The following is a 2,181-nucleotide window of genomic DNA, read 5'->3' on the forward strand; positions in this document are numbered from 1 at the left end:
CGTCACCGAACAGGAGGCGCCCACCTGGACGGACGAGTTCGGCCAGGGCCTTGAGTGCGGCGACGGTCCCACCAAAGGCTGGCCCCAACCGTTGCTCCGCGAACTGGACCGGCCAGCTGGCCGAGCCGAGTCCCTGGTGGCACCGGCTGCGGCCGGCCGGAGTCGAACGGGTCAGGTCAGGCCGGTTGGAGGAACTCCAGCAGTTGGCGCGTGAGTTCGGCGGGGCGTTCCTCGAAGATCCAATGGCCACAGTCCTCGACGACGCCTCCGCTCACCCTGAGGGCGTAGTGGGCGGCCTGTTGAGATACGGCGTCCCCTAGGCTCGCCCGGGCGCCGAGGGCGAGCACCGGCATGGCGAGTTTCGTCTTGGCGTATTCGGCGTTGTCGGCGACGTCCTGCGGAAGGGCACGGAAGTACTCGAAGCTCGCCCGCAGGTGGGCATCGTCCTGAAGGTACCGGGCGTACTCTGCGACCTCGTCCGCGCCGATGCCGGTCTTCTGCACCTCCATCGAGTCGGTGAACCGATCCACCCAAAGCTCTTCCCGGCCGGCCACGATCTGCTCCGGCAGCCCGTTCGGGAGGCTGAAGAACCCGAAATTCCACAGGCCCGGCCCGCTCGGAGTGAGCGACGGAGCCTGATACAGGCCCTGGTCCGGGATGGGCGCCTCGGTGAGGACGAGCTTGCTCACTTGATCGCCATAGGCGGCGGCGTACGCGTACGCAACCATGGTGCCGATGTCGTGGCCAACCAGGCAGATGTCCTGTTCGAGTCCGAGTTGGGCGAGGAGGTCGTGTACGTCCCGGGCGAGCGTCTTCTTGTCGTATCCGCTTGCCGGGGCGTCGCTCCCGCCAGCGCCGCGCAGGTCAGGCGCGATGACGGTGTACCGCTTGGCAAGCTCCGGCAGAACCTTGCGCCACATGAACCATGTCTGTGGGTAGCCGTGCAGCAGGACCAATGTTCCACCCTGACCACCTCGTACGTAATTGATCGTGATCTGACCGACCCGCGCCGTCTGTTCCGTGAATCCGGGTGGGATTCGTGCGCCGTCCATGCCTCCCCCTCGCAGTCGTCAGTCCGTTTCGCGTACCCGACACACGGTCGGCGTACCCAAATCGCCTCGGCTAGTGACTAGCGGAGCGGCCGGAAATCGGCACAAAGCTCTTCGGTGAGAAGCTGCGGTTGTTCCCAGGCTGCGAAGTGCCCGCCCCTGTCGAGCCGGTTGTAGTGGATGAGATTGGGGTACGCCCGCTCCGCCCCGCTCCGCCCGCTCCGCGGCGCCTGGTTCGAGTCGCCGAGCATCTTCGGTGGCCCGCTCGACCGGCACAAAATCCGGCTACTTCGCGGTCACGCCCGCCGGGGGCGACTACGTGAGCAAGCAGTTCGAGCGATAAGCCGAGCAGGATGATCGTGAATTGTCCGCTCCGTACCAGCAGGTGAGAAGTGTTCACCGGGATCCGGGCTAGGCGACGGATCGAGCCAGGGCGTGCAGTTCGATGCCGAATGCGGCTGATGTGACATCGCCTCGCTCGCCGCGCCCACCCACATCCGGCCCGCGATCTGGATCACCGACTGGCGCGGGCAACGGGTACAGCTGGCGGCACCTGGCAGGGCGTCTAGACCTACCCGCGCGCTAACTCGCGTTCTCCTTGCGAGGGGTAAGCTTCCAGTTCGGCCGGACGTAGTGGCACGTGTAACCCCCCGGATTCCGCTCCAGGTAGTCCTGGTGTTCCGGCTCAGCCTCCCAGAAGGGGCCAGCGGGGGTGACCTCGGTGACCACCTTGCCCGGCCACAGGCCGGAGGCGTCGACGTCGGCGATCGTCTCTTCGGCGACCTTTCGCTGCTGCTCGTCGCAATAGAAGATGGCCGACCGGTAGCTGGTTCCCACGTCGTTGCCCTGGCGATTCTTGGTCGTCGGGTCGTGGGCCTGGAAGAAGAACTCGAGAAGCTCTCGGTAGGACAGCTTCGTGGGGTCGAAGACGACCTCGACCGCCTCGGCGTGGGATCCATGGTTCCGATACGTCGCGTTCGGCACATCTCCGCCGGTGTATCCGACCCTGGTGTCGACTACTCCCGGGTGTTTCCGGATGAGGTCTTCCATGCCCCAGAAGCACCCGCCGGCCAGGATCAGGGTCATTGCGTTCTGGGGTAACTGCTGGTCACGGCGGTGATCAGGTCGTGTG

Annotated in this window: 2 protein-coding genes; both read right to left on the reverse strand. The window is 65.8% G+C overall.

Features of this window, described 5'->3' with window-relative positions:
• Positions 1-176: 176 nt before the first annotated feature.
• Positions 177-956 (reverse strand): alpha/beta hydrolase, encoded by a 780-nt coding sequence (locus ABZ570_RS33900; RefSeq protein WP_358072269.1) that lies wholly within the window; start codon positions 954-956, stop codon positions 177-179.
• Positions 957-1,631: 675 nt separating this feature from the next.
• Positions 1,632-2,135 (reverse strand): peptide-methionine (S)-S-oxide reductase MsrA, encoded by a 504-nt coding sequence (gene msrA / locus ABZ570_RS33905; protein WP_358072271.1) that lies wholly within the window; start codon positions 2,133-2,135, stop codon positions 1,632-1,634.
• Between the last annotated feature and the right edge of the window lie 46 nt (positions 2,136-2,181).

The sequence above is a fragment of the Micromonospora sp. NPDC007271 genome (assembly GCF_040634005.1).
Classification (GTDB): Bacteria; Actinomycetota; Actinomycetes; order Mycobacteriales; family Micromonosporaceae; genus Micromonospora.